Annotated in this window: 23 protein-coding genes; 15 read left to right on the top strand and 8 right to left on the bottom strand. The window is 38.8% G+C overall.

Features of this window, described 5'->3' with window-relative positions; all coding sequences use genetic code 11:
* Nucleotides 1-61: 61 nt before the first annotated feature.
* From B494_RS0106320 to B494_RS0106290, 7 genes are all read right to left on the bottom strand, one after another.
* Complete coding sequence (locus tag B494_RS0106320; protein WP_017471537.1) at nt 62-1,330, bottom strand: PTS sugar transporter subunit IIC; 1,269 nt, start codon at nt 1,328-1,330, stop codon at nt 62-64.
* Nucleotides 1,331-1,412: 82 nt separating this feature from the next.
* Entirely contained in the window at nt 1,413-1,712 is a 300-nt protein-coding gene (locus B494_RS0106315) for a PTS sugar transporter subunit IIB (RefSeq protein ID WP_017471536.1), read from the bottom strand.
* The gene (locus tag B494_RS0106310; RefSeq protein ID WP_017471535.1) at nt 1,713-2,036 is read right to left on the bottom strand and encodes a PTS sugar transporter subunit IIA; all 324 of its coding nucleotides are present in this window, start codon (nt 2,034-2,036) and stop codon (nt 1,713-1,715) included.
* Between the two features lie 51 nt (nt 2,037-2,087).
* Nucleotides 2,088-3,506, bottom strand: a complete 1,419-nt coding sequence (locus B494_RS0106305; RefSeq protein ID WP_017471534.1) for an FGGY-family carbohydrate kinase — start codon at nt 3,504-3,506, stop codon at nt 2,088-2,090.
* 5 nt (nt 3,507-3,511) lie between these two features.
* Nucleotides 3,512-4,456 (bottom strand): transketolase family protein, encoded by a 945-nt coding sequence (locus B494_RS0106300; protein ID WP_017471533.1) that lies wholly within the window; start codon nt 4,454-4,456, stop codon nt 3,512-3,514.
* Nucleotides 4,449-5,273, bottom strand: coding sequence for a transketolase (locus B494_RS0106295; protein ID WP_017471532.1), 825 nt, complete (start codon nt 5,271-5,273; stop codon nt 4,449-4,451). The genes B494_RS0106300 and B494_RS0106295 overlap by 8 nt, the downstream gene beginning before the upstream one ends.
* A 22-nt stretch (nt 5,274-5,295) precedes the next feature.
* Complete coding sequence (locus tag B494_RS0106290; RefSeq protein WP_017471531.1) at nt 5,296-6,708, bottom strand: L-fucose/L-arabinose isomerase family protein; 1,413 nt, start codon at nt 6,706-6,708, stop codon at nt 5,296-5,298.
* A 281-nt stretch (nt 6,709-6,989) separates the two neighbouring features.
* On the opposite strand from B494_RS0106290, the gene B494_RS0106285 reads away from it, so the two are divergent.
* The 10 genes from B494_RS0106285 (at nt 6,990) to B494_RS0106240 (ending at nt 18,253) form a co-directional block, all read left to right on the top strand.
* Nucleotides 6,990-8,015: a LacI family DNA-binding transcriptional regulator gene (locus B494_RS0106285; RefSeq protein WP_017471530.1), complete on the top strand. Its 1,026-nt coding sequence runs from the start codon at nt 6,990-6,992 to the stop codon at nt 8,013-8,015.
* Nucleotides 8,016-8,596: 581 nt separating this feature from the next.
* Nucleotides 8,597-9,895, top strand: coding sequence for a Zn-dependent hydrolase (locus B494_RS0106280; RefSeq protein WP_017471529.1), 1,299 nt, complete (start codon nt 8,597-8,599; stop codon nt 9,893-9,895).
* 27 nt (nt 9,896-9,922) lie between these two features.
* Nucleotides 9,923-10,801 carry a ribokinase gene (locus tag B494_RS0106275; RefSeq protein ID WP_033193475.1) on the top strand — a complete coding sequence of 293 codons (879 nt, stop codon included), beginning with the start codon at nt 9,923-9,925 and terminating at the stop codon, nt 10,799-10,801.
* A 589-nt stretch (nt 10,802-11,390) separates the two neighbouring features.
* Nucleotides 11,391-12,380, top strand: coding sequence for a LacI family DNA-binding transcriptional regulator (locus tag B494_RS0106270; RefSeq protein WP_017471527.1), 990 nt, complete (start codon nt 11,391-11,393; stop codon nt 12,378-12,380).
* Nucleotides 12,381-12,435: 55 nt separating this feature from the next.
* Entirely contained in the window at nt 12,436-13,176 is a 741-nt protein-coding gene (locus tag B494_RS0106265; RefSeq protein WP_017471526.1) for a glutamine amidotransferase, read from the top strand.
* A 43-nt stretch (nt 13,177-13,219) separates the two neighbouring features.
* Nucleotides 13,220-14,164: a substrate-binding domain-containing protein gene (locus B494_RS0106260; protein WP_017471525.1), complete on the top strand. Its 945-nt coding sequence runs from the start codon at nt 13,220-13,222 to the stop codon at nt 14,162-14,164.
* Nucleotides 14,165-14,185: 21 nt separating this feature from the next.
* Nucleotides 14,186-14,950: an ATP-binding cassette domain-containing protein gene (locus B494_RS0106255; RefSeq protein ID WP_033193474.1), complete on the top strand. Its 765-nt coding sequence runs from the start codon at nt 14,186-14,188 to the stop codon at nt 14,948-14,950.
* The gene (locus B494_RS0106250; RefSeq protein ID WP_017471523.1) at nt 14,947-15,945 is read left to right on the top strand and encodes an ABC transporter permease; all 999 of its coding nucleotides are present in this window, start codon (nt 14,947-14,949) and stop codon (nt 15,943-15,945) included. The genes B494_RS0106255 and B494_RS0106250 overlap by 4 nt, the downstream gene beginning before the upstream one ends.
* Before the next feature lie 18 nt (nt 15,946-15,963).
* Nucleotides 15,964-16,986 carry a phosphotriesterase family protein gene (locus tag B494_RS19045; protein ID WP_017471522.1) on the top strand — a complete coding sequence of 341 codons (1,023 nt, stop codon included), beginning with the start codon at nt 15,964-15,966 and terminating at the stop codon, nt 16,984-16,986.
* Between the two features lie 22 nt (nt 16,987-17,008).
* Entirely contained in the window at nt 17,009-18,253 is a 1,245-nt protein-coding gene (locus B494_RS0106240; RefSeq protein ID WP_017471521.1) for an ArgE/DapE family deacylase, read from the top strand.
* Between the two features lie 386 nt (nt 18,254-18,639).
* Here the strand turns inward: B494_RS0106240 and B494_RS0106235 are convergent, their stop codons facing one another.
* A complete protein-coding gene (locus B494_RS0106235; RefSeq protein WP_017471520.1) occupies nt 18,640-19,074 on the bottom strand; it encodes an organic hydroperoxide resistance protein in 435 nt (144 codons plus the stop codon).
* Between the two features lie 117 nt (nt 19,075-19,191).
* Between B494_RS0106235 and B494_RS0106230 the strand changes: the two genes are divergently transcribed.
* The 5 genes from B494_RS0106230 to B494_RS0106205 all read left to right on the top strand — a co-directional run bounded on the left by B494_RS0106230 (nt 19,192) and on the right by B494_RS0106205 (nt 25,803).
* Nucleotides 19,192-19,626 carry a MarR family winged helix-turn-helix transcriptional regulator gene (locus B494_RS0106230; RefSeq protein WP_017471519.1) on the top strand — a complete coding sequence of 145 codons (435 nt, stop codon included), beginning with the start codon at nt 19,192-19,194 and terminating at the stop codon, nt 19,624-19,626.
* An 11-nt stretch (nt 19,627-19,637) separates the two neighbouring features.
* Nucleotides 19,638-20,117, top strand: coding sequence for a 23S rRNA (pseudouridine(1915)-N(3))-methyltransferase RlmH (gene rlmH / locus B494_RS0106225; RefSeq protein WP_017471518.1), 480 nt, complete (start codon nt 19,638-19,640; stop codon nt 20,115-20,117).
* A 617-nt stretch (nt 20,118-20,734) separates the two neighbouring features.
* Entirely contained in the window at nt 20,735-21,001 is a 267-nt protein-coding gene (locus B494_RS0106215) for a TIGR04540 family protein (RefSeq protein WP_017471516.1), read from the top strand.
* A gap of 49 nt (nt 21,002-21,050) precedes the next feature.
* Nucleotides 21,051-21,836 (top strand): hypothetical protein, encoded by a 786-nt coding sequence (locus tag B494_RS0106210; protein WP_017471515.1) that lies wholly within the window; start codon nt 21,051-21,053, stop codon nt 21,834-21,836.
* Nucleotides 21,829-25,803, top strand: coding sequence for an Eco57I restriction-modification methylase domain-containing protein (locus B494_RS0106205; protein ID WP_017471514.1), 3,975 nt, complete (start codon nt 21,829-21,831; stop codon nt 25,801-25,803). Before B494_RS0106210 ends, B494_RS0106205 begins: the two co-directional genes overlap by 8 nt.
* Nucleotides 25,804-25,897 lie beyond the last annotated feature (94 nt).

Genomic DNA, 25,897 nt, shown 5'->3' with positions numbered 1-25,897 from the left:
TATATCAGGAAAAATAGAAGGATCATCTATTTTTCCTGAAGTGGTTTTGCAAGGTAATGTTTTAACTAACGCTCATATTTTCTTGTTCTTGAGCTTGTTCATTTTTCAACCCTTGTTTGTCTAAAATTTTAAAGAATGGATAATAAATTAACGCACATATTGGTATAAGGATTAGTTGGAACAAAGCAATTCTTATACTTCCTAAAATCAAACCACTCGCAAAGATAGGTGTACCGAATGCAGGATATACGCCATTTGGAGGTGGTAATATCCCAGTAGTGGTTAAGAAATAGGCAATGATTGCACAGATTACCGGTGTAAAAATGTATGGAATAGCCAAGATCGGGTTGAGAACCATTGGAATACCAAAAACAATGGGTTCATGAATGCCGAAAAATGCACCTGGTAAGCCTAACTTTCCAATTTTCCGATATTGTTTTGTCTTTGCTCGAAAAGCGAGCAGAAGGATTAATCCAAGCATTGGAGCAAAATTGGCAGAGTATGACCAGAAGCCCATCCCAACAATGTTAGGGAGTTCAGCGCCAGCCTCATATGCTTCTAAATTTTGTAGATCTAAACTAATCCATATCGGTTGCATAACTGCCATCACCACGATTGCACCGTGAATACCAAACAACCATAACAGTTGCATGACAGTTAATGCAACAATTAACCCGCCTAATGAACCACCTAATCCTTGTAATGGTATTTGTAAATAAGAATAAATAAAAGAGTGGACAGTTTCAAAGTCTGTTAATTGAAATAGTCCGGTGGTAATTAATGCAATAACCACGACTATAATGGCTGGTATTAAGCCGACGAATGTTTTAGCTACGGTTGGAGGTACTCCATCAGGCATCTTAATGGTCCAATTGCGATCGACAACCCATACATATAGTCGACTTGCCAGTAGACCAACAAAGATTGCTACAAATAGCCCTTGTGCTCCTAACCATTGCAGTGGAAGTGCATTTACGCCATCAAAATTTTCTATAGGAGTCAAAATTAAAAATGAAGCTAAAGATATTAATCCAGGAATGACAGGGTCTTTCTCGAAACTTTCTGCGAGCCTATAGCCAATTAGGAATACAGCATAGAGCGCAATCATATTTGTTGTGAAAGTTGATAATATCCCTAATAAGCCTTTGACGGGTTCAATAAAATTTTGATAGGGCTCCCAAGCGATTGATGAAAAAAGTGTAGCAAATGCACCGATGATTAAGAAAGGCAAGGATGACATTAAACCATTTGAGATAGAGCTCAAATATCTATTTGCCTGTAGCTTTCCTGCATACTTTTGTAATGTACTTGTCCAATTATTTAAAGACATTTTTTAACCCTCCATTTAAATGTATTGACATCAAAAGTGAACATATTCTAATTTGCAAACCTCATAGATCTAGGTCTTAAAACTAAGCATTAATAGCTTCTAAAAGTACTTTTTCTCCATTCATCATGCCATAATCCATCGTATTAATCACATCAACTTTAATTCCTTTTGGTTCATATTTTGTCTTTAATTCATCAAGCATATAGCTGACTTGAGGGCCAAGTAAAAGAATGTCTGTTTGGTCAGCGTATCCTTTAAAATCCCTATTAGCTGTCGCCCTGATTTCAATTTCAATCTTTTTATCTTTTGCTGCTTGTTTCATCTTTTCTACTAACATAGATGTTGACATACCCGCAGCGCAGACTAGGGTTATCTGCTTCATTTAACATTCCACCTTTCGTGTGTCTGTTTTTTTGTAAAGATCAACGAATTCACGAGCTAAATCTTGTATGGTTAGTGAGGTCATTAAATGATCTTGTGCATGAACCATCAATAAAGAGACTTGATAACTTTCCCCGCGTGCTTCACCTTGAATCAGTGACGTTTGTACTTTGTGTGCCTCTGACATTTGTTGTTCGGCCTCTATTAAGAATGTTTCAGCTTTATTAAAATGGCCTGTCTTTGCACATTTAATCGCTTCCATTGCTTTGCTTTTTGCATTACCCGCATTAACAATCAAGCCAATGATAATTTCTTGAAAATCCATTGTAATCCCTCCATCGTCTGCTTTTATAGTTATACCTCTAATATGAGTCGGCTATGTCAGCACCTTTTTCACCGCTTCCTGCCATCCGTGATACAAAGCTACCCGCTTTGCCTTGGTTAAGGAAGGGGTATAGTGCTCTCTCATCGTCCACTTAAAGTCTTGGATATCCCCTGTTAATCGAGCTGCACCTAAAGCTGAGAGTTCCTCGATATCTGTAGTGACTACAGATATATTTAATATATCGGCTAAAAACTGCATCACCTGCGGATTTTTAGATACCCCACCATCGACTTTTAATGTAGAGATGTTTTCTATTTTTGCGAGCGTATCGATAATGTCCTTTACTTGATAGGCAATACTTTCAAAACCTGCGCGTAGGACATGGCTTCTTGATGCGTTTCTAGTTAATCCAGAAATAACTGCTCGCGCTTCGGTGTCCCAATAAGGTGAGCCAAGTCCGAGAAAGGCGGGTACTAAATAGACGCCTTCGTTATCGGGTATGGCAAAAGCTGCATCTGTTGCTTCTTGATAATCAGAAAACAGCTGCAGACTATCTTTTAGCCAATTTAATGTATCCCCGCTTGAGCGGATCGTCCCTTCAAGTGTGTAGCTGATATCGTCGCCGATTTTCCAGCCGACCGATGTCATTAACGCATCATTAGCAGGCGGTGGCGTTTGTCCGACTTGCATAAGTACGGAGCAGCCCGTGCCGAATGTCGCTTTTACGGTACCGATCTTTTGACAATCGTGGCCATAGAGTGCAGCTTGGGAATCACCAACAACACTTTTAATCGGAATGCCTCGATAATCGCCATAATCATCGTGTGAATCCTTGACCACTGGCAGGATGTGATTTGGGATCTGGAAAAGTGTCAATAGCTGTTTATCCCAAACGCGTGTATTGATATTAAACAGCATGGTACGTGAAGCATTGCTTATATCAGTGGCATGAACGTTGCCATTGGTTAAATGCCAAACAATCCAACTATCAATTGTACCGGCTAATGTGTTTGCATTTGGTTTAACCCCACCTTTTGTGATGATCCATTCTAATTTAGTTGCAGAAAAGTAAGGGTTCACTTTTAAGCCTGTTTTGTCTTTAATGAGCGCTTCGTAACCGTTATCAATTAATGATAGACACCTTTCTGTTGTTCGGTTGCATTGCCAAACAAGAGCTGGGTAAAGTGACTGTCCTGTCACTTTATCCCAAACAACCACTGTTTCTCGCTGATTCGTTATGCCTATGCTTTTAATGGCTTTAGGCGTTAAGTGGTGTTTAATTAACATGGCATCGAAAAGCTGATAAATGTTTTCAATAATTTCTTCGGGGTTATGTTCGACCCAGCCTTGGTTTGGATAATGCTGTTGGTGTTTCTTGAATAACTTGTCGACGATGTTGGCTTGTTGATTCATCAAAAGTAGCTTGGTTCCGGCAGTACTTTGGTCGATAATGATTGTATATGTTTTCATTGGTTTTACCCGTTTTTTCTGAAGTAATCTGTTACGATTTGTTTAATGTTTTCTACTGACAGACCATAGTGTTCAAAGATCTCTTTTGTTTTTCCGGTTATCGCAGGTTCGTCAGCAATACCAAGAATTTTGACAGGTGCACTTTGAGGGATAGCACTAATGACTTCTGCTACGGCTGCACCTAGTCCACTGTAAATGCTATGCTCCTCTAAAGTCATGACAAGCTTTGTTTCTTGAGCTGCTTTAATGATCGCTTGTTGATCCAATGGTTTAATTGTATGGATATTTAATACGCGAACAGATAAACCTTGCTGCTCAAGTGCTAATGCTGCATCGAGTGCGACACGAACTGTTTCGCCGGTAGCGATTAGCGTCAAATCACGCCCGTCTTGCATTGTTACCGCCTTACCTACCTCAAAGCTCGTTAACTCTTCACTGTAGCAATCTTCAACTGGATTGCGCCCTAAACGAACATAAGCTGGTTTATCCGATTCGGCTAAGTAGTTAAAAACAGCCTTTGTTTCGAAGCGATCAGCTGGGATGATAACTTCTAAATTAGGAATGGCGCGCGTGACCGCAATATCTTGTAAAGAGTGGTGGCTCATCCCTAATGCCCCATAGCTTACCCCGCCACTAATCCCAATTAACTTGACGTTGGTATTTGAATAGGCGACATCAACTTTGATTTGCTCGATACTCCGCATGCTCAAAAAGCAAGCGGGTGAGGCGACAAAGGGACGTTTTCCACTATGAGCTAAGCCAGCTGCCATCCCGACAATATTTTGTTCAGCAATGCCGGTTTCAATTAGCTGTGTTGGAAGCTGTTCTGCAAACGGAAGCAATGATGCTGACCCTCTTGAATCACTCGTGAGCACAAGCAGATCGTTATTTTTTTTTGCTTGCTCGAGCAATGTTTCACACATGATTTGGCGATTAGCAATCTTATTCATGATCTAACACCTCCAATTGTGCCTCGAGCTCGGCAATTGCTTGATCAAACTCAACCTGATTAGGGACACGATGATGCCAGCCGGCTTGGTTTTCTGCTAGGCTAATCCCCTTTCCTTTTACGGTGTGTGCAATAATGCAAGTAGGTTTACCTGTGACAGGTTGTTGGTGAAGTGCTTCTGATAAAGCGCTAATATCATTTCCATCGACTTCAAGGACATGCCAACCAAATGCCCGCCACTTATCAGCTAAGGGCTCCACCCTCATCACATCTTCACTTGCTCCAGATATTTGAAGGCCGTTGCGGTCGATAATTGCCGTCAATTGATCCAATTGATAATGGGCGGCTGCCATTGCCCCTTCCCAGACGGACCCTTCAGCTAGCTCGCCATCTCCTAATAAAGTAAAAGTACGATAGTGTTTTTGATTTTTTTTAGCTGCTAATGCCATGCCTGTGGCAATCGGTAAACCATGACCGAGTGAGCCTGTATTCATTTCGACCCCTGCCACTTTGTTGTTTGGGTGGCCGATCAGTCTTGAACCATAAGCAGAAAAAGTTTTTAACTCCTCTTTTTCCAAAAAACCTTTGTCAGCTAAGACAGCCCAATAAACTTCAGCAGCATGACCCTTGCTTTGAATATAACGATCGCGGTTTGGATCATCGGGTTGATTTGCATCGATATTCATTACATCGTAATAAAGTGTAACAAGGATATCGGTGCAAGATAAGTCCGATCCGGTATGGCCGGTTTTGGCATGGAAAATCATCTCAAGAACATCTTTTCTAATCTCTAGTGCTTTCTTTTGTAAATTTACCAATCTGATTGCCCCCTTTGGTTGTTTAGTCGCCACGCAAATAAGCTTTAACATCCTCTTCGATTGGATCAAAGAAATCTGGCGTAATGCCAAGGTACTTACATGCTTCATACAAAACAGGTACAACATTACTATGGATAGCTGAACAATGGTGAATATAAGGCCCATATACAAGCTTGCTTTCAAGACGATTTAAGTTTTCAACTTCAATCCAAACATAGCTCCCTTGATTGTACGGACCGTCAATTCCTTTGGCATTCCCTATGAGTAAGGAGTATTCGCCATTGTCACCGTCGAAACGACAAAGTGTCATCTCGCCTTTTTTGGCTTCCATACCGACTGAACCAGGAAAGTCAAAAACAAAGTGTGACGGAATTAACGTTGGTTTTTGTTCTGCTGTCGATAGTGGAAAAACACCTAAATGTTGTAAAAGTTCGCCATTTTCATTATCCGGATGGCGAACGGTATAGTCCGCGAACATCGATCTGTATTCGTTTCTTGTTGCCGCATCGGTCATTAGTGTCGTAATCGCGCCATGAATATCCGTCTCACAAAGAACAGGGAAACCTTCATCTTGCAGGATCGCCTCAACCGCATAAGGTGTAATGCCAAGCTCATCCTGAAAGTCTGTCCAGCATTGGATAACACCAGCGGAGCATTGATATTTTTCGCCCAAGTTTTTCAAAGCCACTTTTAGTGTAGCGATCTTTTTAAGGGCTTGTTCACTAATTTCTACATGGGTATGGGTATGGCAAAAGTCGATAACGCTTTGAACCTTTGCTGTTTCCATCGTTTGCACATGATTCATTTCTTTATAGAGTTCCCCTAACGGTATGGGTGAAAGTTGAATATTGAATTTCTCTAGCAATTCACCTTCATTGCACATAATCGACCAGAAATCGAATGGGCGTGGGCCAATCTGTAAGATGCGCATCGACTTAAACACTTTGACCACGTTACATACTTTTAAAAAGTCATTAACCCCACGCTCAAATTCAGGATCATCTAAACGACAATTTTTCATATAGGTAAACGGCACCTGAAATCTTCTTAAAACTTTACCTGTTGCAAACAAGCCACATTGCGAATCGCGCAAACGACTTCCATCATCTTCTGGACGCTCATCACGAGGCCCCCATAATAAAACCGGTACATTTAGTCTTTTAGCTAATCGAGCACAGGCATATTCGGTACCAAAATTACAATGAGGTAAAAACAAACCATCTACTTTTTCAGCAGTAAATTTTTCAGCAATGCTTTCGACTCCTTCATCATCATAAAGTAAGCCATCCTCATTGATCTCAGTAATATCGACAAACTCGACGTCTAGTGCATGAAGTTTATCACGTGTTAGGTTGGCATATTTTATAGCATCTGGTGCACTGAAAAGATTTCGTCGCGTTGGTGCAAAGCCTAGTTTCACACGATCTAGCGCCATCAAATCTACCTCCTTAATTATTTAGTTTAGAAAACACAACCACTAAACTAAATAAACTAGTTTAGTATTATTTTTGATAAAGTAAGTGTTTTCTTTAGTTAAAATTAACACTAAACTAAAATTAAGTCAACCGTCGTTTTCAAAAAAAATACCTGGTTTTTTCTTAATTTCATTAGGCGTTTTAATGGGTTGAACAACTAAACAAACATTGTTTTGCGTTTATAATTGTAAAATGATATACTAAAATAAGAACTAAACTAAACGGAATGGGGATTTTTGCATTGAAGATAGAAGATATTGCAAGAATAGCTAATGTTTCTAAATCTGCCGTATCGCTTGCGTTAAATGGCAAGCCTGGCGTAAGTGAAGCAACGCGCTCACATATATTGAAGGTTGTTGAAGAATATAACTATAAACCACTTCGAACGACACGGAAAAAAACGACTGTCGATAAAAAGGTGATTCGTTTTGTTGCTTGTAAAAATAGTGAGATTATCACCGAACACTATCAGAACCTGCCGTTTTTTAGTGAATTAATGAGCTATGTAACAGAAGGGACTAAAAGCTCTGCATATTCTCTATTAATCTCCTCTATTGATGCAGACAATATAACAGAGGAGCTGAGTCAGCTTGAAGCCGAGCATGCCTCAGCGGGGATATTGTTGCTCGGTACGAACCTGACAAGTGAACAAGTTAAGTTAGTAAAAGCGATTCAACCTCAACTTGTTGTTGTTGATACATGGGTTAACCATTTACCGGTTAACGCTGTATCGATTAATAACTACTTAGGGGGGTATCAAGCGGGCAAGTATTTATTGGAAAAGGGTCATCGACACATCGGCTATGGAGAAGGTGTTCCCCGGATCGATAACTTTGAGTTAAGAAAGAAAGGCTTCTTTGATGCGCTGGCTGAACAAGGGGTATCGATAGAAGTGGATGATATTTTTCGCTTACCAGCGATGGAAATCAATCAACAAGCAACGGTGATTAATTTGTTAAAAGACCGTGAGCAGCTCCCGACGGCGATTTTTTGTGAAAATGATTACATGGCGATTAGTATGATCAAATCACTACATGCCCTTAAGTTACGAATACCAGACGACATTTCTATTATCGGATTTGATAATATAATAGAAAGTAATATTATCCTTCCAGAGCTTACGACGATCCATGTTAAGAAGGATATGATCACAAAACAGGCGTTAAAGCTTTTAATCGATAATATTGAAACAGACAATACCGATGATACAGTACAAGTGCAAGTCGATACAGCATTGGTTGAAAGAAATAGTGTAACGGCAATTTGAGCATAGATAACCGTCCGTAAAACACGCCCTTCAAAACAGGGTGTAGAACAATTCTGTTTAGCTGGGATAACGAACGCTAATTTCCCGATCCACTCAGCTACCAAGTCAGTGGAAGAAGAACAGTAACGTCCACGGATTGAATATGATATGAAATGATGAAAAACCCGATATTAGGTGGTCACTTGCTACCTAATTTCGGGTTTTTGTATGTTAGCAATCGTCGCTGTTAAAATTTTCACCTGCTAAGTATAAGCAAATCTAGCGGGTACAAATCTATGGTTTCCTAAAATGTTCACAAGCTATACAAGGTATGTGAAGAAATCCAAACTAAGCACAAGATTAAACGTCAGAAAAGTCTATTTATTATGAATGGCTGTCCGTAAAACACCCTGAAAAATGGAGGGAAGAAATGATCTATTAGACTGGCGCTAAATTCCTGATTTCCTAAATTGCTATGGATTGAAGGTTCGTTTTATGATTCGCTTTGTTTTATTTTTTTCTGTATACTAAATAAAAATTACTCAGCACCATGCCAAAATGATAGATAGATGTTAAATCATTCGATAAGGGAGAGGGAAAAGATGAATAAAGCAACGTTTTCTGAGCAATTTTATAACCGCCTCGTTAATGATTATTCACATGCTCTTGATTATGATGGGATTAGCGGGAAAAGGGTTGCTATGCGCTTAGCAGAGCTAACTAAAATAGGTTTAACCGAGCATGGAGGTAGCTATCGATTAGGCTACTCCGCTGAGGAACGTGAAGCGAAGGAAGTCGTTAAAAGCTGGATGCGACAAGCTGATTTAACGGTTTATCAAGACGATGCAGGTAATGTTTTTGGTCGGTATCATGGCGAAGCTGCTACCCCAGTTATTTTGGCAGGTTCGCATGTAGATAGTGTTCCCAATGGTGGCCATTTTGATGGACCGCTTGGTGTTATTGCTGCCCTAGAGGTAGTAGAAGCTTGGCGGGCAGTAGGCTATCAACCTAGTAAAACCTATGAGGTTGTTGTTTTCTCTGACGAAGAAGGTGCACGTTTTAATGCTGGTTATACAGGTAGTCAGGCGATGGTTGGAGAATTAGAGCTAGAAAAGCAATTAGCACTATCTGATCAGGATGGTCAATCGTTCAAGAAAGTTGTCGAAGGGGTAGGATTAAATCCTGAGCAGCTTGTTCGTGCAAAGCGGGATTTAGCGGATATAGCGGCATATGTAGAAGTGCATATAGAACAAGGAAAGAAGCTTGAAAATAGTCATATGCCTGTAGGTGTAGTCACTGGGATAGCTGGGCCATACTGGTTGGATATCGTATTTTTGGGTGAGGCGAACCATGCTGGTAACACGCCTATGACAGGGCGGAAGGACGCGCTCTTGGCTGCAAGTCAGTTTATTGCTGGATTGCCAAGCTTACCAGCACAATTCAGTCCAACTGCTGTTGCGACAGTAGGTAAAATCAATGTGTCGCCTAATGGAACCAATATTATACCAGGAGAAGTACGCTTAACGGTGGATATTCGTGATATTGATCAGCATGCGAGAAGATTATTAATTGAAGCGGTAAAGGACCATGCCAAACAAGTGGCACAAGAGCTTAGCATCCAAGTCAACATGGAAGAAGCCTTAAATGTTGAGCCCGTTCAAGTGGATCAAGCCCTAGCAACTCAGGCTCAATTAGCGAGTGAAGAGATTTTAGGCCAAGCTTATCCATTGCACAGCGGTGCAGGTCATGATGCTATGATCTTAGGTAACTATCTTCCAATGGCTATGCTATTTACAAGAAGTGAAAAAGGGATCAGTCATAATCCTGAGGAGTGGTCTTCTTTAAATGATTGCGTGCATTCCATTCATGTATTAAAACGTCTAATTGAAAAAACAATGTAGAGCGCATGAGAAGGTGAGGAATATGAAATGACCAAACAGGATACGACGGTTTGTATAATAGGTAGTATAAATATGGATATGACAATTACAACCAAACAGTTACCCGCTAAAGGAGAAACGGTGATTGGCGGTGAGTTTATAACTTATCCAGGTGGTAAAGGTGCTAACCAAGCTGTTGCGGCGGCGAGGCTTGGTTCAGCTGTTAAGTTGATTGGTGCTGTAGGTGATGATGTTTTTGGAACAAGCCTATTAAACGGATTACAAGGTGAAGGCATCAATTTAGATGGTGTCCGAGTGAAGGCGGGTTGTTCGACAGGGGTAGCTAATATTATACTTTCAGAACACGATAACCGAATAATTGTAGCCCCTGGTGCCAATACTTATGTGACGCCAAAGCTTATTGATCAGAATATCGAGGCCATTACAACGAGTGATGTGATTTTAATGCAGTTAGAAATACCGATAGAGACAGTTGAATATGTGACGAATATTGCTGTAAAAGAAAAGATCCCAGTCATTCTAAATCCCGCCCCATATCAAAAATTGTCTGCGAATCTCTTAAACAATCTAACTTATATCACGCCGAATGCATTAGAGGCACGTGAACTAAAGTTAGATACAGATTGCTTAGAGATAGATGATAAATTAATTGTGACCAAGGGAAGCGAAGGTGTTGAGTATAAAGGTAGATGTTATCCCGCCTCGGTTGTAGAGGTGAAGGATACAACCGGTGCGGGAGATACGTTTAATGGCGCTTTAGCAGCATTTATATCAAAAGGTATCCCGCTATCAGAAGCGATACCAAAAGCCAATATAGCAGCTGCTATATCTGTTACTAAAGAAGGTGCGCAGACCGGGATGCCATCTTTAGCTGAAGTCTTAAATTTTAATACCGAGGTGCACTAATGCCGGCATAACTTAATAATGACTTGATTCAAGCCTCAATGGCTCCTTGATCTGTTCAAGGTGGCCGTTGAGGTTATTTTTATCACAGATAACCGTCCGTAAAAATCCCACCTCAAAATAGAAAGTAGAGCAAATCTATTTAGGCGGGGGATAACGGACGCTAATGTCCTGATTCACTCAACTAACAATCAGTGGGAGAAGAACGAAAACTCCCACTGATTGAAGGTTCGTTTTATTACAGATAATCGCCCGTAAAATGCGCGCATCAAACTAGAATGTAGAGCACAGCTATTTAGGTTGGAGCTAACGGACGCTAAATCTTAGCTCCCCATCAGTGGGAGAAGCATGAAAATCCTGCTGATTGAAGGTTCGTTTTATCAATGGTGCTCTAGTAATTTTGAGGAAAGCAAAGATAATAAAAAGTCAGAATATTTAAAAAACAAGGTAAGAAAATGTTACAAGGCTAATGACACTGACTATATGATCATTTAACATGTCAACTATAGTAACCAGTTACATAAAAATCTTTGTTTTTTATAGTAAAAGGTTGATATTAAAGGGATGTAACCGGTTTTGGGGGAAGGTAATAATGGTTAATATTAAAGATGTGTCTAAAAAAGCAGGTGTTTCGGTAGCGACGGTATCAAGGGTGATTAATAAGAAGCGCGTCAAACAAGAGACCGTTGACCTTGTCATCAAGGTAATGGATGAATTGAATTACAAACCCAATCAATTAGCGCGAAATTTGTCTAAACAAAGCACCAATACGATCGCACTAATTATTCCAGCAATAAACAACCCTTTCTTTCCTGAGTTGGCCAGTTCAATTGAAAATGCCGCCAATCAAGCAGGCTATCGGGTCTATCTATGCAATACGGATGACAACAGAGACAAGCTTGAAAACTATATTCATTCGTTAAAAACCCATTTAGTTGATGGCGTTATTATTGACTCACATATGCTTAGAGATGATGACCTGATGACATTGAAGTCTATAAATATCCCAGTGGTAACCATTGATCGATCGAATTTTGAAAATGACTTCAGCTATGTTTCAGTCAAAAACAAATTAGGCGGGCAAATGGCAGTGGAGCACCTCATTGAGGTAGGATGCAACAAGATTGGACATCTGCGTGGCCCAGACAAGGAAGTTACGGCAACACAAAGGTATTGGGGATATCGAAAAGTAGTGAAGGCTTATGATTGGTTTGATCAAAGCTGGATAGCGCCAGGAGAATTCACCGTAAAAGGTGGCTATCAAGGGATGAAAGAACTATTAATCAAGCACCCTGAAATTGACGGTGTTTTTGCAGCAAATGATTTATCAGCAGTCGGTGCCTTAAAGGCTGCCTATGAATGGAATAAGCGAGTACCAGACGATCTAGCAATCATTGGGTTTGACGGAATAAATATGGTCGACTACATGGTTCCGACCATTACGACAATAAAACAGCCTATATTTAAAATGGGAAACTTAGCAGTTGAAGAACTATTAGAAAAAATAGCGAATCCCAAGGGTGGTGTCAACAAATATGAATTAGATTTAATGCTGGTTCAAAATGAATCCACGCTGCGTTAAGTCGTTTTTAATTAAGGTTAGGTTGTTAAATAGATAGATGATAGGAGCTGACAACATGAAGGTATTGTTTATTGGCGAATCATGGGTCATTCATATGATTCATCAAAAAGGATTTGATAGCTTTACAAGTACAAAATATGAAGAGGGTGCAACATTTTTACTCGACTCATTAAAGGGAGAAGGTGTAGATCTTGATTACATGCCAGCGCACCAGGTTCAAGTTCGCTTTCCCAAAACGCTAGAAGAGCTACAAAACTATCAAGTGATTATCATTAGCGATATTGGCAGTAATACCTTTTTATTGCCAAATGAAACGTTTTATAACATGAAAACAAGATCAAACCCATTAACATTAATACGGGATTATGTAAAGCAAGGAGGTGGTCTATTAATGATAGGTGGTTACCTTTCCTTTACTGGAATTGAGGCAAAAGCTAATTATAAAAATAGCCCACTAGCTGAAGTGCTTCCAGTGACGCTCATGGATCATGATGATCGAGTGGAAGAGCCAGCAGGACTTTATCCAAAATCAACATCCGTTACGCATGCGATCACAGCTGGGATTGAGGATTGGCCCATGTTTTTGGGATATAACAAGTTTGTTGCAAAAAGCGATGCCCAAACGCTAGTGACGATTGAAGATGATCCGTTTCTTGTGATTGGTAAATACCAAAAGGGGAAAGTCGCTTGTTTTGCTAGTGATTGTGCCCCGCATTGGGGATCAGAAGCCTTTATGGATTGGGCGTACTATACGCCACTATGGATGCGGATACTAAATGGTTTAAAAAGCGAGTAGAAAAGAAAGTAGCAACGAATCAAAAAAACGGAGGGGTTCAGTGATGAGAAAACTAGTATTGTTTCTATTATTTACGTTAGTGTTCGTGGTTGCATGTGATGAGAATGGGGCAGGAGACGAAGGCAACGATATTGATCAAGATCAACCTACGATAGCTTTAACGGTCATTAATCAAGAAGCGCTATTTTTCACCGAAATGGTAAAAGGTGCTGAGGCAATGGCTGAAGAATTGGGTGCTAATCTGAATGTTTATAATGCGAATAATAATCAGGTTGACCAAAATAATGCGATTGAAAACTTTATAAGTGAAGGTGTCGATGCCATTATTATTAATGCGATTGATCCTGGTGCACTTATGCCAGTCGTTGAGCAAGCAGCTGATGCAGGCATTCCCCTCATTTCTGTCGATTCTGTGATTGATCATGAGTCGATAAATGTTCAAATTGGCGTTGATAATAGTGAAGAAAGTGTTAGGTTAGCTGAGTACTTTAATGAATACTGGGATGGCGCGGCTGATATCGGTATTGTGAGCGCATTAAACTCGCCCATCCAAATTAATCGTCAAGATAGCTTTGTAGATACAGTAGAAGCGGGCGGATCTGACATCATTAGTGTAGTAGATGGTGAGAATGTTCAAGAAAATGCGTTGTCAGCCGCAGAGAATTTATTTATTTCTAACCCGGATTTAGATGCAGTTTATGTAACAGGAGAACCAGCCTTTATTGGCGCGGTTTCCGCGGTCAGATCACAAGGTAAGGAACACGATATTAAGTTGTTTGGTTGGGATTTAAGTGCCCAAGTTTTAGAAGGTATTGATGAAGGGTTTGTGGAAGCCGTTATTCAACAACACCCTGACCAATACGGTGCGGAATCGGTTTCGTCAGCGTTTAAACTCATAAATGGAGAGGATGTTGATGGTCAGATTGATGTACCTGCGACTATTGTCACTGCAGAAAATGTCGAAGAGTTTCGATCCATGTTTGAATAAATAGTGACTACCTAGGAAGGAGTGGGTATCGTGAATAATGAATTTCAGTTAGAAATGAAAAATATAAGAAAATCCTATGGAAATATTAAATCTTTACGTGGGGTTGATTTACAAATCAAACCGGGCGAAGTGCTCGGTTTGGTTGGTGATAATGGTGCAGGAAAGTCTACGCTGATGAAAGTATTAAGCGGTGTGGTCATCCCTGATGAGGGCGAATTTTATTATGAAGGAAAAAAAGTTAAAGTAGACAGTCCGAGAACAGCAAAAAACTTGCATATCGAGACGGTTTTTCAGGATTTATCATTATGTGATACATTGTCTGTCGCAAATAACATGTTTTTAGGAAGAGAACCTACTAAGTTTGTGGGTGGAATTATTGATCAAAAGGTCCTTCATGCTAAATCCAGAGAACAGCTTAATCGGTTGGGCATTGATATTTCTTCTACTCGATTAGCTGTCGAGAATATGTCTGGGGGGCAACGTCAGGCTGTGGCTATTGCTAGGGCAATGCTATTTCAACCGAAGGTGCTCATTTTAGATGAACCGACGGCAGCTCTTGGTGTCAAGGAAGTAGACATGGTGTTAAAGCTGATCAAGAATGTTAAGGAAAAAGGTGTAAGTGTCGTGTTGATTACACACCGATTACAGGATTTATTTGAAGTGTGTGATCGAATCATGGTTTTAAACGAAGGAAAATGTATCGATGATCGCCCGATGGATCAATACACATTGGAAACGCTGATCAAGTCTATTATGGGTTCACCAGAAAGGACGAATGCATCATGAGTGCGGAGCAAAATGTATATATAAGCGGAAGAATTAAGCAAGAATCCCATCTAAAGAAGTTTATTAGAGAGAACACTTCAGTGATTAGTATATTTGGTGTGCTATTCGTCGTTTCTATCTTTTTTAGTAGTGTCACTAACTCTTTTTTAACGGTTAACAACTTTACAAACCTAATTATTCAGATTGCCCCGAATATTATAGTTGCTGTAGCGATGACTTTTGTTATTACTACAGGGGGCATTGATCTCTCTGTAGGCTCGACATTAGCATTGGCGAGTGCGCTAGCGGCCACGCTTTTAAGTGCGGGGGTAAACGGATTATTAACGCTAGCGATTGTTCTTCTAGCAGGTGTTAGTATTGGAACGATCAATGGATACATCATCGCCTATCATAATATCCCCCCATTAATTACGACTTTAGCCGCAATGATGTACATCCGAGGCATTGCCTTGTTAGTAACGGGTGGTTACTCCGTCGCTATTTCTGGCCAAACATGGCTCGTTCAACTAGGGCGCGGTCGCCTTTTAGGTGTACCTATTGCTGTCATGGTTGCTGTCATAATAGCTGGCATGGGTTTGGTTGCATTAAAGTATACCAGTTTTGGAAATTACGTGACCGGTATTGGGGCAAATGAGGAGGCTGTTAGACGGACGGGTGTGCCTACTAGAAAGGTCAAGATTTGGACATATATTTTGACTGGATCAGCGGCAGCTTTAGGTGGTTTGATTATTGCCGCTCGTCTGGGATCAGGCTCCTCTAATATAGGGAACACGTTTGAGCTGGATATTATCGCAGCTGTTGTCCTTGGTGGAACGGCTCTCTTTGGTGGAGCAGGAACCATTATTGGAACGATCATTGGCGTCGCGTTAATCGGAATTATCCAAAACGGCTTAATGCTTATGCATGTGTCACCTTTCATTATCCAAATCATTGAAGGCTTTGTGCTATTATTAGCGGTCTTTATCAATGTTAAATTTTTTAGTAATAAAAAATAGTCGGAGGAGATAAGCGATATGTCTAGTGTTCAAACTGTTCAAGGAGAAATAAATGCAGATGAATTAGGGGTAACTTTAATGCATGAGCATTTGTTTGTAGATCGCTCTAGGTTGTGGGTTGATCCGATTGGGCCGAAGAAGGCATTTGCTTCTCGGCCTGTTGAAATGGAAATGCTAGGCCAACTCAGATTAGCCCCTTTTTCTAATTTTGATAATGGATTACTAGTAGATATTGATTTAGCCGTTCAAGAGGCTTCCTATTATTACAATAAAGGTGGTCAAACGCTAGTAGATGTAACAAATGTAGGTATTGGACGTGATCCGCTAGCTTTATATGAAGTATCGAGAAGAACGAACCTCCACATCATTATGGGCGCTGGGTATTATTTGGAACCCACCATACCAGACCACGTTAAGGAGATGTCGGTGGAAGCAATAGAAGATGAGATGTTGGCTGATTTTATTGAAGGCGTAGATCATACCGGGATTAAGGCCGGAATAATCGGAGAAATTGGCGTAGGTCCTGATATGCATCCAACAGAGCTCAAGGTATTAAGAGCGGCAGCTAGGTTACAGAAAAAAATAGGGAAACCCCTTACTATCCATACACCGGGATGGGAACGGCACTGCCATAAAATTTTAGATATCGTTGAAGCTGAAGGGGCTAACCTAGAGCAAACGATTTTGGACCATATGAATCCGAGTATGGAGGCTGTTGACTATCAGCTTTCATTAGCTAAAAGAGGCTGTTATTTGGAATATGACATGATTGGTTTAGAGGTCGTCTTCCCTGAAGGACCGTCGCCCTCTGATGAAGATAATGCTAATGCTATTGTGAGGCTACTCGATCAGGGGCTAGGGAAACAGCTATTATTATCACAGGATATTTTTCTTAAGATGTTTCTAAAAAAATATGGGGGATATGGCTACTCACATATTATCGAAAACTTTGTGCCACGCTTACGTAAAAAAGGCGTGAGTGAATCAGAAATTCAACAACTTTTAGTGAAAAACCCACAAACAGCTTTAACGGACCAGTAGTCAGCGAGAGGAGGACTTAAAAATGACAAAAGAACAGCAGTTAGATTTTTTAAAGACACTGATCAAGTGCGATACAACAACGATTGGACATGGTTTAAATGGTAATGAAATCAACGCACAGAAGGTAATGATTGAGAAATTCGAACAACTAAACCTTGAGCTTGATATATTTGAACCCGAAAATGAAAAGTTATATCGCTACAAAGAGGCAGATCGAGGTCATCATTATGAGAATCGCCCGAACGTGATTGGTGTATGGAAAGGCTCAGGTGGCGGGCGCTCACTCATTTTAAATGGTCATATAGATACGATGCCTTTTGATCACCTTGATCAATGGCTAACACATCCTTTAGATCCAGTTGAGCACGATGGTAAGCTATACGGAAGAGGCAGTTGTGACATGAAGGCCGGAGTAGCGGCCATGACGATGGCTATCGAAGAAATAAAGCGTGAGGGTATCCGATTGAAAGGGGATGTCATCTTAGAAAGTGTAGTGGATGAAGAAGGTGGTGGCAATGGAACGCTTGCTTGTGTAGAGAGAGGCTACAAGGCTGACGGTGCAATTGTAACTGAACCCACGGAACTGAAGCTGATGCCAACACATATGGGTTGGTTATTTTATAAAATGACCTTCACTGGGCAATCGCTACATTCAGCATTAAAGTGGAAAGGTGTCAATGCGATCGAAAAAGCATTAAAAATCATCCTAGCACTGCAAGAGCTAGAGCGAGAATGGGCAATAACCAAACGTGATCCCATGCTACCCCCACCTACGATAAATATTGGCACCATTGAAGGTGGAATGGCCGGATCTGTTGTTCCAGACGCTTGTACGCTAAATTTCGGATTGCATTACCTCCCATCTGATTCCGATGATGAGAATCTTGGTAGCTTAGTTGAAAAGGAATTAATGGAGGTGATCAATCGTGCCATCGCATCAGATGCGTGGCTGACAGAAAATCCACCAACCATCGAAAAATACCAAGAGGGAAGTGGATATCAATTAGAGGCGAATCACCCATTAGTCACTTCTCTTTCTCAGGTGTCCAGTAAGGTCATGGCTAAAGAAGTAGTTATTGAGGGATGTGCATATGGAAGTGATGCGCGATTGCTATCAAACTATGGACACATACCTAGCATCGTTTTTGGTCCTGGGAATATCGAACAAGCCCATGGAATTAATGAGTTTGTCGATATTGAGCAATATCACACATGCATTGATGTGTTGGTAGCTTTTATTAAAGAATGGTGTGGTGTAGACGGCTAAGTGTACACCAATGAGATGAATAAGTTATTCTTCTACACATGAGGAAGTTTAAGACTTGCTCATGTGTAGATTGTTTGACGTTTTTCAGTAACTGTCTGTTAGGAAAGCAGGGAAGTAGCCTAATAATGCATCGTTCCAGCGACATCGTCTGGTTAGATGATGGCAAGACGTTTGGTGTGTGCGCCAACATCGTCATTGTTAATGTTTATCGTGGCTAACTGTCCGTCGCTTAAATAGTGAGTAGCGCTCACCTATTAAGCGAAGTTAATGGGCGCTAATGCCGTGATCTACTCAACGACCGATCAGCTTGAGAACGACGCCATCGTTCACTGCTTGCAGGTTTGTTTTATCATAACCAAAGAATGGATAGCCTTTTCTGGTTATTCTTATGCAATCATCATTTCGTTATCACTGTTTTTTTTCACTTTTACATTACCTTCAATCGCTCGTGAATAGGGACATACCTGATGTGCTTTGCCAACCAGATCTTCAGCTTCAGCTTGGCTAACACCGTCAATTTCAACGGTTAATTTCACGCCCAAACCAAATCCTTTCAACTGCTTCTCAATGCTGACCTCAGCTGTTACTTCCGAACGAATCTTCTGTTTTGCTTTCCCTGCTACCATTTGAAGCGCACGATCAAAGCAAGCTGCATAACCCGCTGAAAATAGCTGTTCAGGATTGGTTGTTCCTTCTTTTTCATTCCCCCCTAATCCTTTAGGTAACGATAAAGCTAAATCTAATGTTCCATCAAACGATTTGACCGATCCTTGACGCCCGCCAGAAGCCGTTGACGAAGCGGTATATAATGCTATTCCCATTATAACACCCTCTTTTTGTATTTTTTACAATTAAATTGCACGCAATTTAATTGGTTGGTGTTGAATAATATAAAATGCGTCGTGGAATTGGTATAATATATTTAGGAGTGATTCATAATGGCAAACGATATTTTAAAATTAGATAATCAAATCTGCTTCCCCCTCTATGCCGCAACAAGAGAAATGACCAAGCGCTATCGCCCATTATTGGATGAATTAAACCTGACCTATCCGCAATATCTCGTCTTGCTCGTACTCTGGGAAACAGATCGGATCTCAGTCAAAGCATTAGGCGAACGCCTTTTCCTCGATTCAGGTACGCTCACACCAATGTTAAAGCGTATGGAAGCGCGTGGCTTGTTAAAACGGACGCGCTCAAAACAAGATGAACGGGTGGTCGAAGTCGCCTTAACAGAGCAAGGCAAACAGGCTGAAACCAAAGCAACACAAATTCCATTAAAGTTTTTACAACAAACACAGTTAGATGAAGAAGACTTTATCCAGCTTAAGCGGATTTTGGCCAAAATGCTTGATCAGATTGAAGAAAGCTAAGGGGTTTATATATGAATTTAACGATTATCAGTGTAGGGAAACTAAAAGAAAAATATTTAAAGCAAGGTATCGACGAGTATGCCAAACGCTTGCGTGCATACGCCAACCTGAACTTAGTTGAAGTCGCCGACGAGAAAGCACCAGAAAACTTAAGCCCCGCCCAAATGGAAGATATTAAAGATAAAGAAGGCGAGCGTATTTTAGCTAAAATTGCAAAAGATACCTACGTCATTACCCTTGAGATTAAAGGAAAACAACTCAGTTCAGAACAATTAGCTAATCAATTCGATCAGCTAGCGACACACGGAAAAAGCAAAATCGCCTTTGTGATTGGTGGATCATTAGGATTGAGTCAAGCGGTGATGCAACGAAGTGACTTTGCCTTATCATTTTCCAAGATGACCTTACCCCATCAATTGATGCGCTTGGTGTTGTTGGAGCAAGTTTATCGGGGATTTAGGATTAATAGAGGGGAACCTTATCATAAGTGATGGTAAAATACTAAGGGAAGAAAAGGCTTCCCTTAGGTTCTCTTCTTTAGAAAAAGACGCTTCCATAAAGGCTGTATTTACCGTTGCAATGCAGTTTACTTCAGACATTTTATTAATTAATATACCGGAGCTACCCTTTCTTTGATAATTTGGATATGCCTTAGTGATGGTAGCCTTTAAGCGTAAGTTTCAGTAACAATCCGTTTGATTTGGTGTTCATCGTCAGAATAATGCCATCATCTTCGAGCTTTGATAGTGATACGTTTCGGATGTCGTACTTTACAAGAAACTTCACAGGAATCCATTTGTTTAGCTTCTTAGCCTCGAGCAGAATCCTAATCAGTGAGTGATTCATCTTTACCTTTCCCTTCATTGTGCGCTCCCCTCACCACGCAAGTTGTCTCTGTAAAGCACAAAAAACGCCATCTATCCCAAGGGATAAATGATGTTAGTGAAAAGGGGTGGGGTATGAAACGGATGGGTACCCCCTTTTCATATATAGATGCAGGTATTCATAGAAAATATAAGTAATTTTTTTGAATGCTATTGAGTTTCCAATATGTTATCTATAGAATAAAAATTAAGTATAAAAAAAGTAAGAACATAGAGGTGATTCAATGGATGTAAAGCTATTTCAGAGAACACAAAGAGACTTAGCAATAACTATAAATTTTGTGATTGATGAATACTGGAAAGATGAAATAAATGAGCAAGAAATGATAAATCTGACTAAAAAGTTATATGAGTTAAATAGAACAAAAATGGTGAAAGATGGTGCATATACAACAATAATTCGCCAGCAGTGTGGGAAAAAGAGATTGGAAGTTGTAAGCTGTATTTTGCAGTTGAACAAAAAAGGTGAAAAGTCATCTCTATCTGTTTAGTAATCATAACAGTCCCTGCTAACTAATTACTAGAAACAAGGTGCAAATTATGAATACCAATCAAATAAAATGTAAAAATAGAGTGTTAAAACATGGAGAAGTATTAACCCCGTCTTGGGTAGTTAATGATATGTTAGACATGATTCCAGATGATGCAACGAAAATAAGCAGTCGGTATTTAGAAAGTAGCTGTGGTGAAGGGGCATTTCTAATTGAAATATTAAAAAGAAAACTAGAAATGATATTTAAAAAATACAGTGAAACAAAAAATCGGGAATTTTACACGATAGTTGCTATAACTAATATTTATGGCTTGGAGCTATTAAAAGATAATGTTGAAACTACTAAAGAACGCTTAAGAACATTAATAAAGGAATATTTTATTGACCGATATAAGGTAAATGTTGATACACAATTTTATGAGGTAATCGACCATATTTTAGATATCAACATTATTAATATGAATGCTCTGACATATCAAATACCCTTATCTAATAACAATGAGTTGTTACTTGATAAATGTGGAAATATACTCTATTCAAATGAAACAAGTAGAATTTCTGAGTGGAAAATAGACTACAACACAATGGAGATCACAAGAGTTGAGTACTATTATCGAGATATTGTTAAGGAACAAGAAGATCAGTTCTATTATGAAAAGATGCTAAAGACAACCGAGCCTTTACAACTAAGTTTATTTGATTCCGACATAGACAGTGGTTTATTTGATATTGATACTTATGTTCGCGTGGCTACACCACTTAATTTGTTTGAGCAAATTTCATATATAAATTTAATTAATGCAACTGTTGTGGAGGGTGAAAATAATGAGTGATAAAAATTTCCTATCTTTTAAACACAAACTTATATATATTTTTACAATTCCTGGTGAAACACATAAGGGGAAATTAAAGATTGGTGAAACAAACTTTGAAGGAAATCCATATGACAAACGAAGGATAGAAAAATGTGCTAAATCTAGAATAGACCAATACACAAAAACAGCAGATATTAAGTACCAATTGCTATACTGTGATTTAGGAATTACTAATAAAGGTACTGCTTTCGGTGATCACGACGTTCATAATGTTTTGAAACGTTCAGGAATAACCCCTACTGAAGGTAGTAGAGGAAGAGAATGGTTTAGTATCGATTTAGACACTGCAATTTCAGCTATTGAAGCAGTTAAAGAAGGAAATAATTCATTGGGGAATATAAAAATGTCTGAAGGATTTACCCCCATCAAATTTCGTCCAGAACAAGAACAAGCTATTAAAGAGACTTTACATTCAATTAAAGAAGGAAAGGGTAGAAAATTGTGGAACGCAAAAATGCGTTTCGGTAAAACTGTAAGTGCATTAGAATTAGTTAAGCGTGCAAAGTTTACTAAGACATTAATCATAACTCATAGACCTGTTGTAGCAGACGGATGGTTTGAAGATTTTTATAAGATTTTTAGATCTGATTATGAATATGGATCGAAAAGAGAAGGAGAACAAATTGAAAATTTGGTTGTATCAAATAATCCTTTTATATATTTTGCTTCCATGCAAGATTTGCGTGGTTCGTCCTACGTAGGGGGGGACTTCGACAAGAATAACTTGATTTTTGATACTACATGGGATTGTCTTATTATTGACGAGGCTCATGAAGGAAATAAAACAGAACTAGCTAGAAATGTTCACACACATATAAAAAAATCTTTTACACTTGCATTATCAGGAACCCCCTTTAATTTATTTGAAGATTATGAGGATGAAGAAGATATATATACATGGGATTATGTTATGGAACAAAAAGCCAAATATGAATGGGATGAGAATAATTTTGGTGATTCTAATCCTTACTCAAACTTGCCTAAATTATCTATTTTTACCTATCAGCTAGATAAGGAATTTACTAGGGAGAGATATATTGATATAGAAGATAAGGCATTTAATTTTAGAGAATTTTTCAAAATCTATGATAACGACGATCCTAATGATTCAAATAGGGGCAGGTTTGTTCACGAAAAAGATGTATTGAAATTCCTAGATGTAATATCCCATAAAGATGAAAGTAATCAGACGAACTTCCCCTTTTCTACAGAGTACTATCGTGATAATCTAAAAAACACTTTGTGGTTGGTACCTGGAGTTCCAGAAGCAAAAGCACTTAGCAATCTTATGAACAAACATGACATATTTGGTAATTTTGAAATTGTTAATGTTGCTGGTTCAGGGGATAGTGAAGCGGAAAATATTGATGCCCTAGAAAGAGTGAGAGATGCAATTGGGGACGACCCAGAAAACTCTTATACAATTACCATTACATGTGGCAAATTAACTACAGGAGTAAGTGTTCCAGCATGGACTGGTGTTTTAATGCTTTCAAACACAACATCTCCTGCTACTTACTTGCAAACAGCATTTCGTGTTCAAACACCTGCAAATATTGGAGGAAAAGTTAAAACAGATTGTTATGTATTTGATTTTGCTCCAGATAGAACACTTAAAATGGTCGCACAGGCTGCAAGTTTAAATACAAAAGCAGGTAGTATAAACTCCCCTAAACAAAAAGATGCTATGAATACATTTTTAAATTATTGCTCGGTAATTAGTATGAGCAATAGTAAAATGGACAAAATTGATGTTGAACATATGTTGCGTCAGTTGAAGAAAGCAGCTGTAGATCGAGTAGTAACAACAGGTTTTGATGATACAAATTTATATAATGATGAACTGTTAAAATTAAATGAAGTAGATGTTCAAGATTTTAATGATTTAAAGGATATTATCGGTACGTCAAAACAAGCAAAGAAACCTCTAGATGTTACAGTCAATAATCAAGGTTTTGATGAAGAAGAATGGGAGAAAGCTGAAGAGGGTGAAAAGAAAGCTAAAAAGCAAAGAACACCCGAGGAACAGGCTTTGTTCGAAAAGATGCAAGAATTACGTAAACAACGTAAAACGATGATTAGTGTCTTAAGAGGTATCAGTATTCGCATTCCAATGATGATCTATGGGGCAAATATTGATCACGAGAAAGAAATTACTATTCACAACTTCGTAGATTTGGTAGATGATGATTCATGGGTAGAGTTTATGCCACAAGGAGTTACTAAGAAGATATTTAAAAAATTCACGAAATATTACGATGCGGAAGTGTTTGTAGAAGCAGGATTAAAAATTAGACGTAAAGCAAAAGCGGCGGATGTAGCTTCAAGCGTTAGGGAACGAGTTATGAAGATTGCTGATATATTTTCAACGTTTAAAAATCCCGATAAAGAAACTGTATTAACTCCTTGGAAAGTTGTAAATAGACATTTAGTTGATACGCTAGGTGGTGAAACTTTCTTTGATGAAAATTTCGACTATCCTTTACATGATGGAGAAGATACAAAATTCATTTCTAAAGGTGATATTACAAAGAAGTCCATAGCAAATACCGATGTGAAAATTCTCGAAATAAACTCTAAGTCTGGACTATATCCACTATTAGCCTGTTATAACATTTATAATGAAAAAGTCCACTTCTGGCGTTCAACTAATTTAGGTAAGAAAGATAGTCATGAAATTAAAAATGAAATTTGGCAAAAGGTATTAAAAGAAAATATATTTGTGATTGCAAAAACTCCTATGGCAAAATCAATCACTGAAAGAACCTTAAGAGGGTATAATACATGGAAAACAAATGTAATTTATTATAATTCAATAATGGAAGATGTTAAAACTAATAGGAATGAGATTCACAGGATTATCCAATCTCTGTTTAACAACAAAGGGGAGAATAAATTGAAATTTGATGTCATTATAGGGAATCCTCCTTATCAGGAAATAGATGGTGGGGCACAAGTAAGTGCGAAACCGATTTATCACAACTTTGTTCGTGCCGCTAAAGCTTTGAATCCTAAATATATATCCTTGATTACACCAAGCAGATGGTATGTAGGTGGGAAAGGTTTAGATGATTTTCGTGAGGAAATGTTGAATGACCCCCATCTAAGGGAATTGCATGATTGGTTGACACCTGAAGATATCTTTCCTAATACAAATATTAGGGGGGGAGTAAGCTACTTTTTATGGGATTCTTACTATAACAATCGTACTAGCCAAACGCGTGTTGTAACCCATGAAAACAATGAGAAAATTAGTGATATTTTGAGACCCTTGAAGTTCAAGGACTTCGACATTTTTATCAGGGATTCAAAGGCAATTTCAATTATAGAAAAAATTGGTGTTAGTGAAAAAAACAACTTAATTACTTACGTTTCAGCTCGTAATCCGTTTGGATTCTCAACAAATTTTACAAAAAATAGTAAATTTAAGCAAGACGGAAGTATGTTAGAAAATCCAGTTAAATGTTATGCAAATAAAGGCATAGTTGGGTATATAGAAAGTAAAGAAATAGAAAAAAACCTTTCATGGGTAAATAGTTGGAAAGTTTTTACTCCATATTCAAATAATATTGGAACGGAATTAAATGACGATAATCTAAACACAATAATTGCAAGTCCTAATTCTATTTGTACTGAAACTTATTTAGTCATAGGTGCTAATTTGGAATTAGATAAGAATGAAGCCAATTCATTAGCAAAGTACATGAAATCAAAGTTTTTTCGATTTCTACAAAGCCTGGCAAAGAACAGTCAACATGGTACTAGAAATACTTATAGATTTATTCCATTACAAGAATTCAAGAGTAATAGTTCTATTAATTGGTCTGTTTCAAATGATGAAATAGATAAGCAACTTTATAAAAAATACAAGTTAACAAAAGAAGAAATAGAATACATTGAAAGTAAAATTAAACTTATGAAATAAATAACACCTGTATGGATGTTAGTAAGTGATGAACTATTAAAGTATAATGAGTAGAATATACAGACATTAAATATATAGAACATCAAGGAAAGTA

It is taken from the genome of Amphibacillus jilinensis Y1, from assembly GCF_000306965.1.
Classification (GTDB): Bacteria; Bacillota; Bacilli; order Bacillales; family Amphibacillaceae; genus Amphibacillus_C; species Amphibacillus_C jilinensis.
Note: the sequence above shows the minus strand (reverse complement) of the source record. Positions and strands in the feature narration are given on the sequence as shown.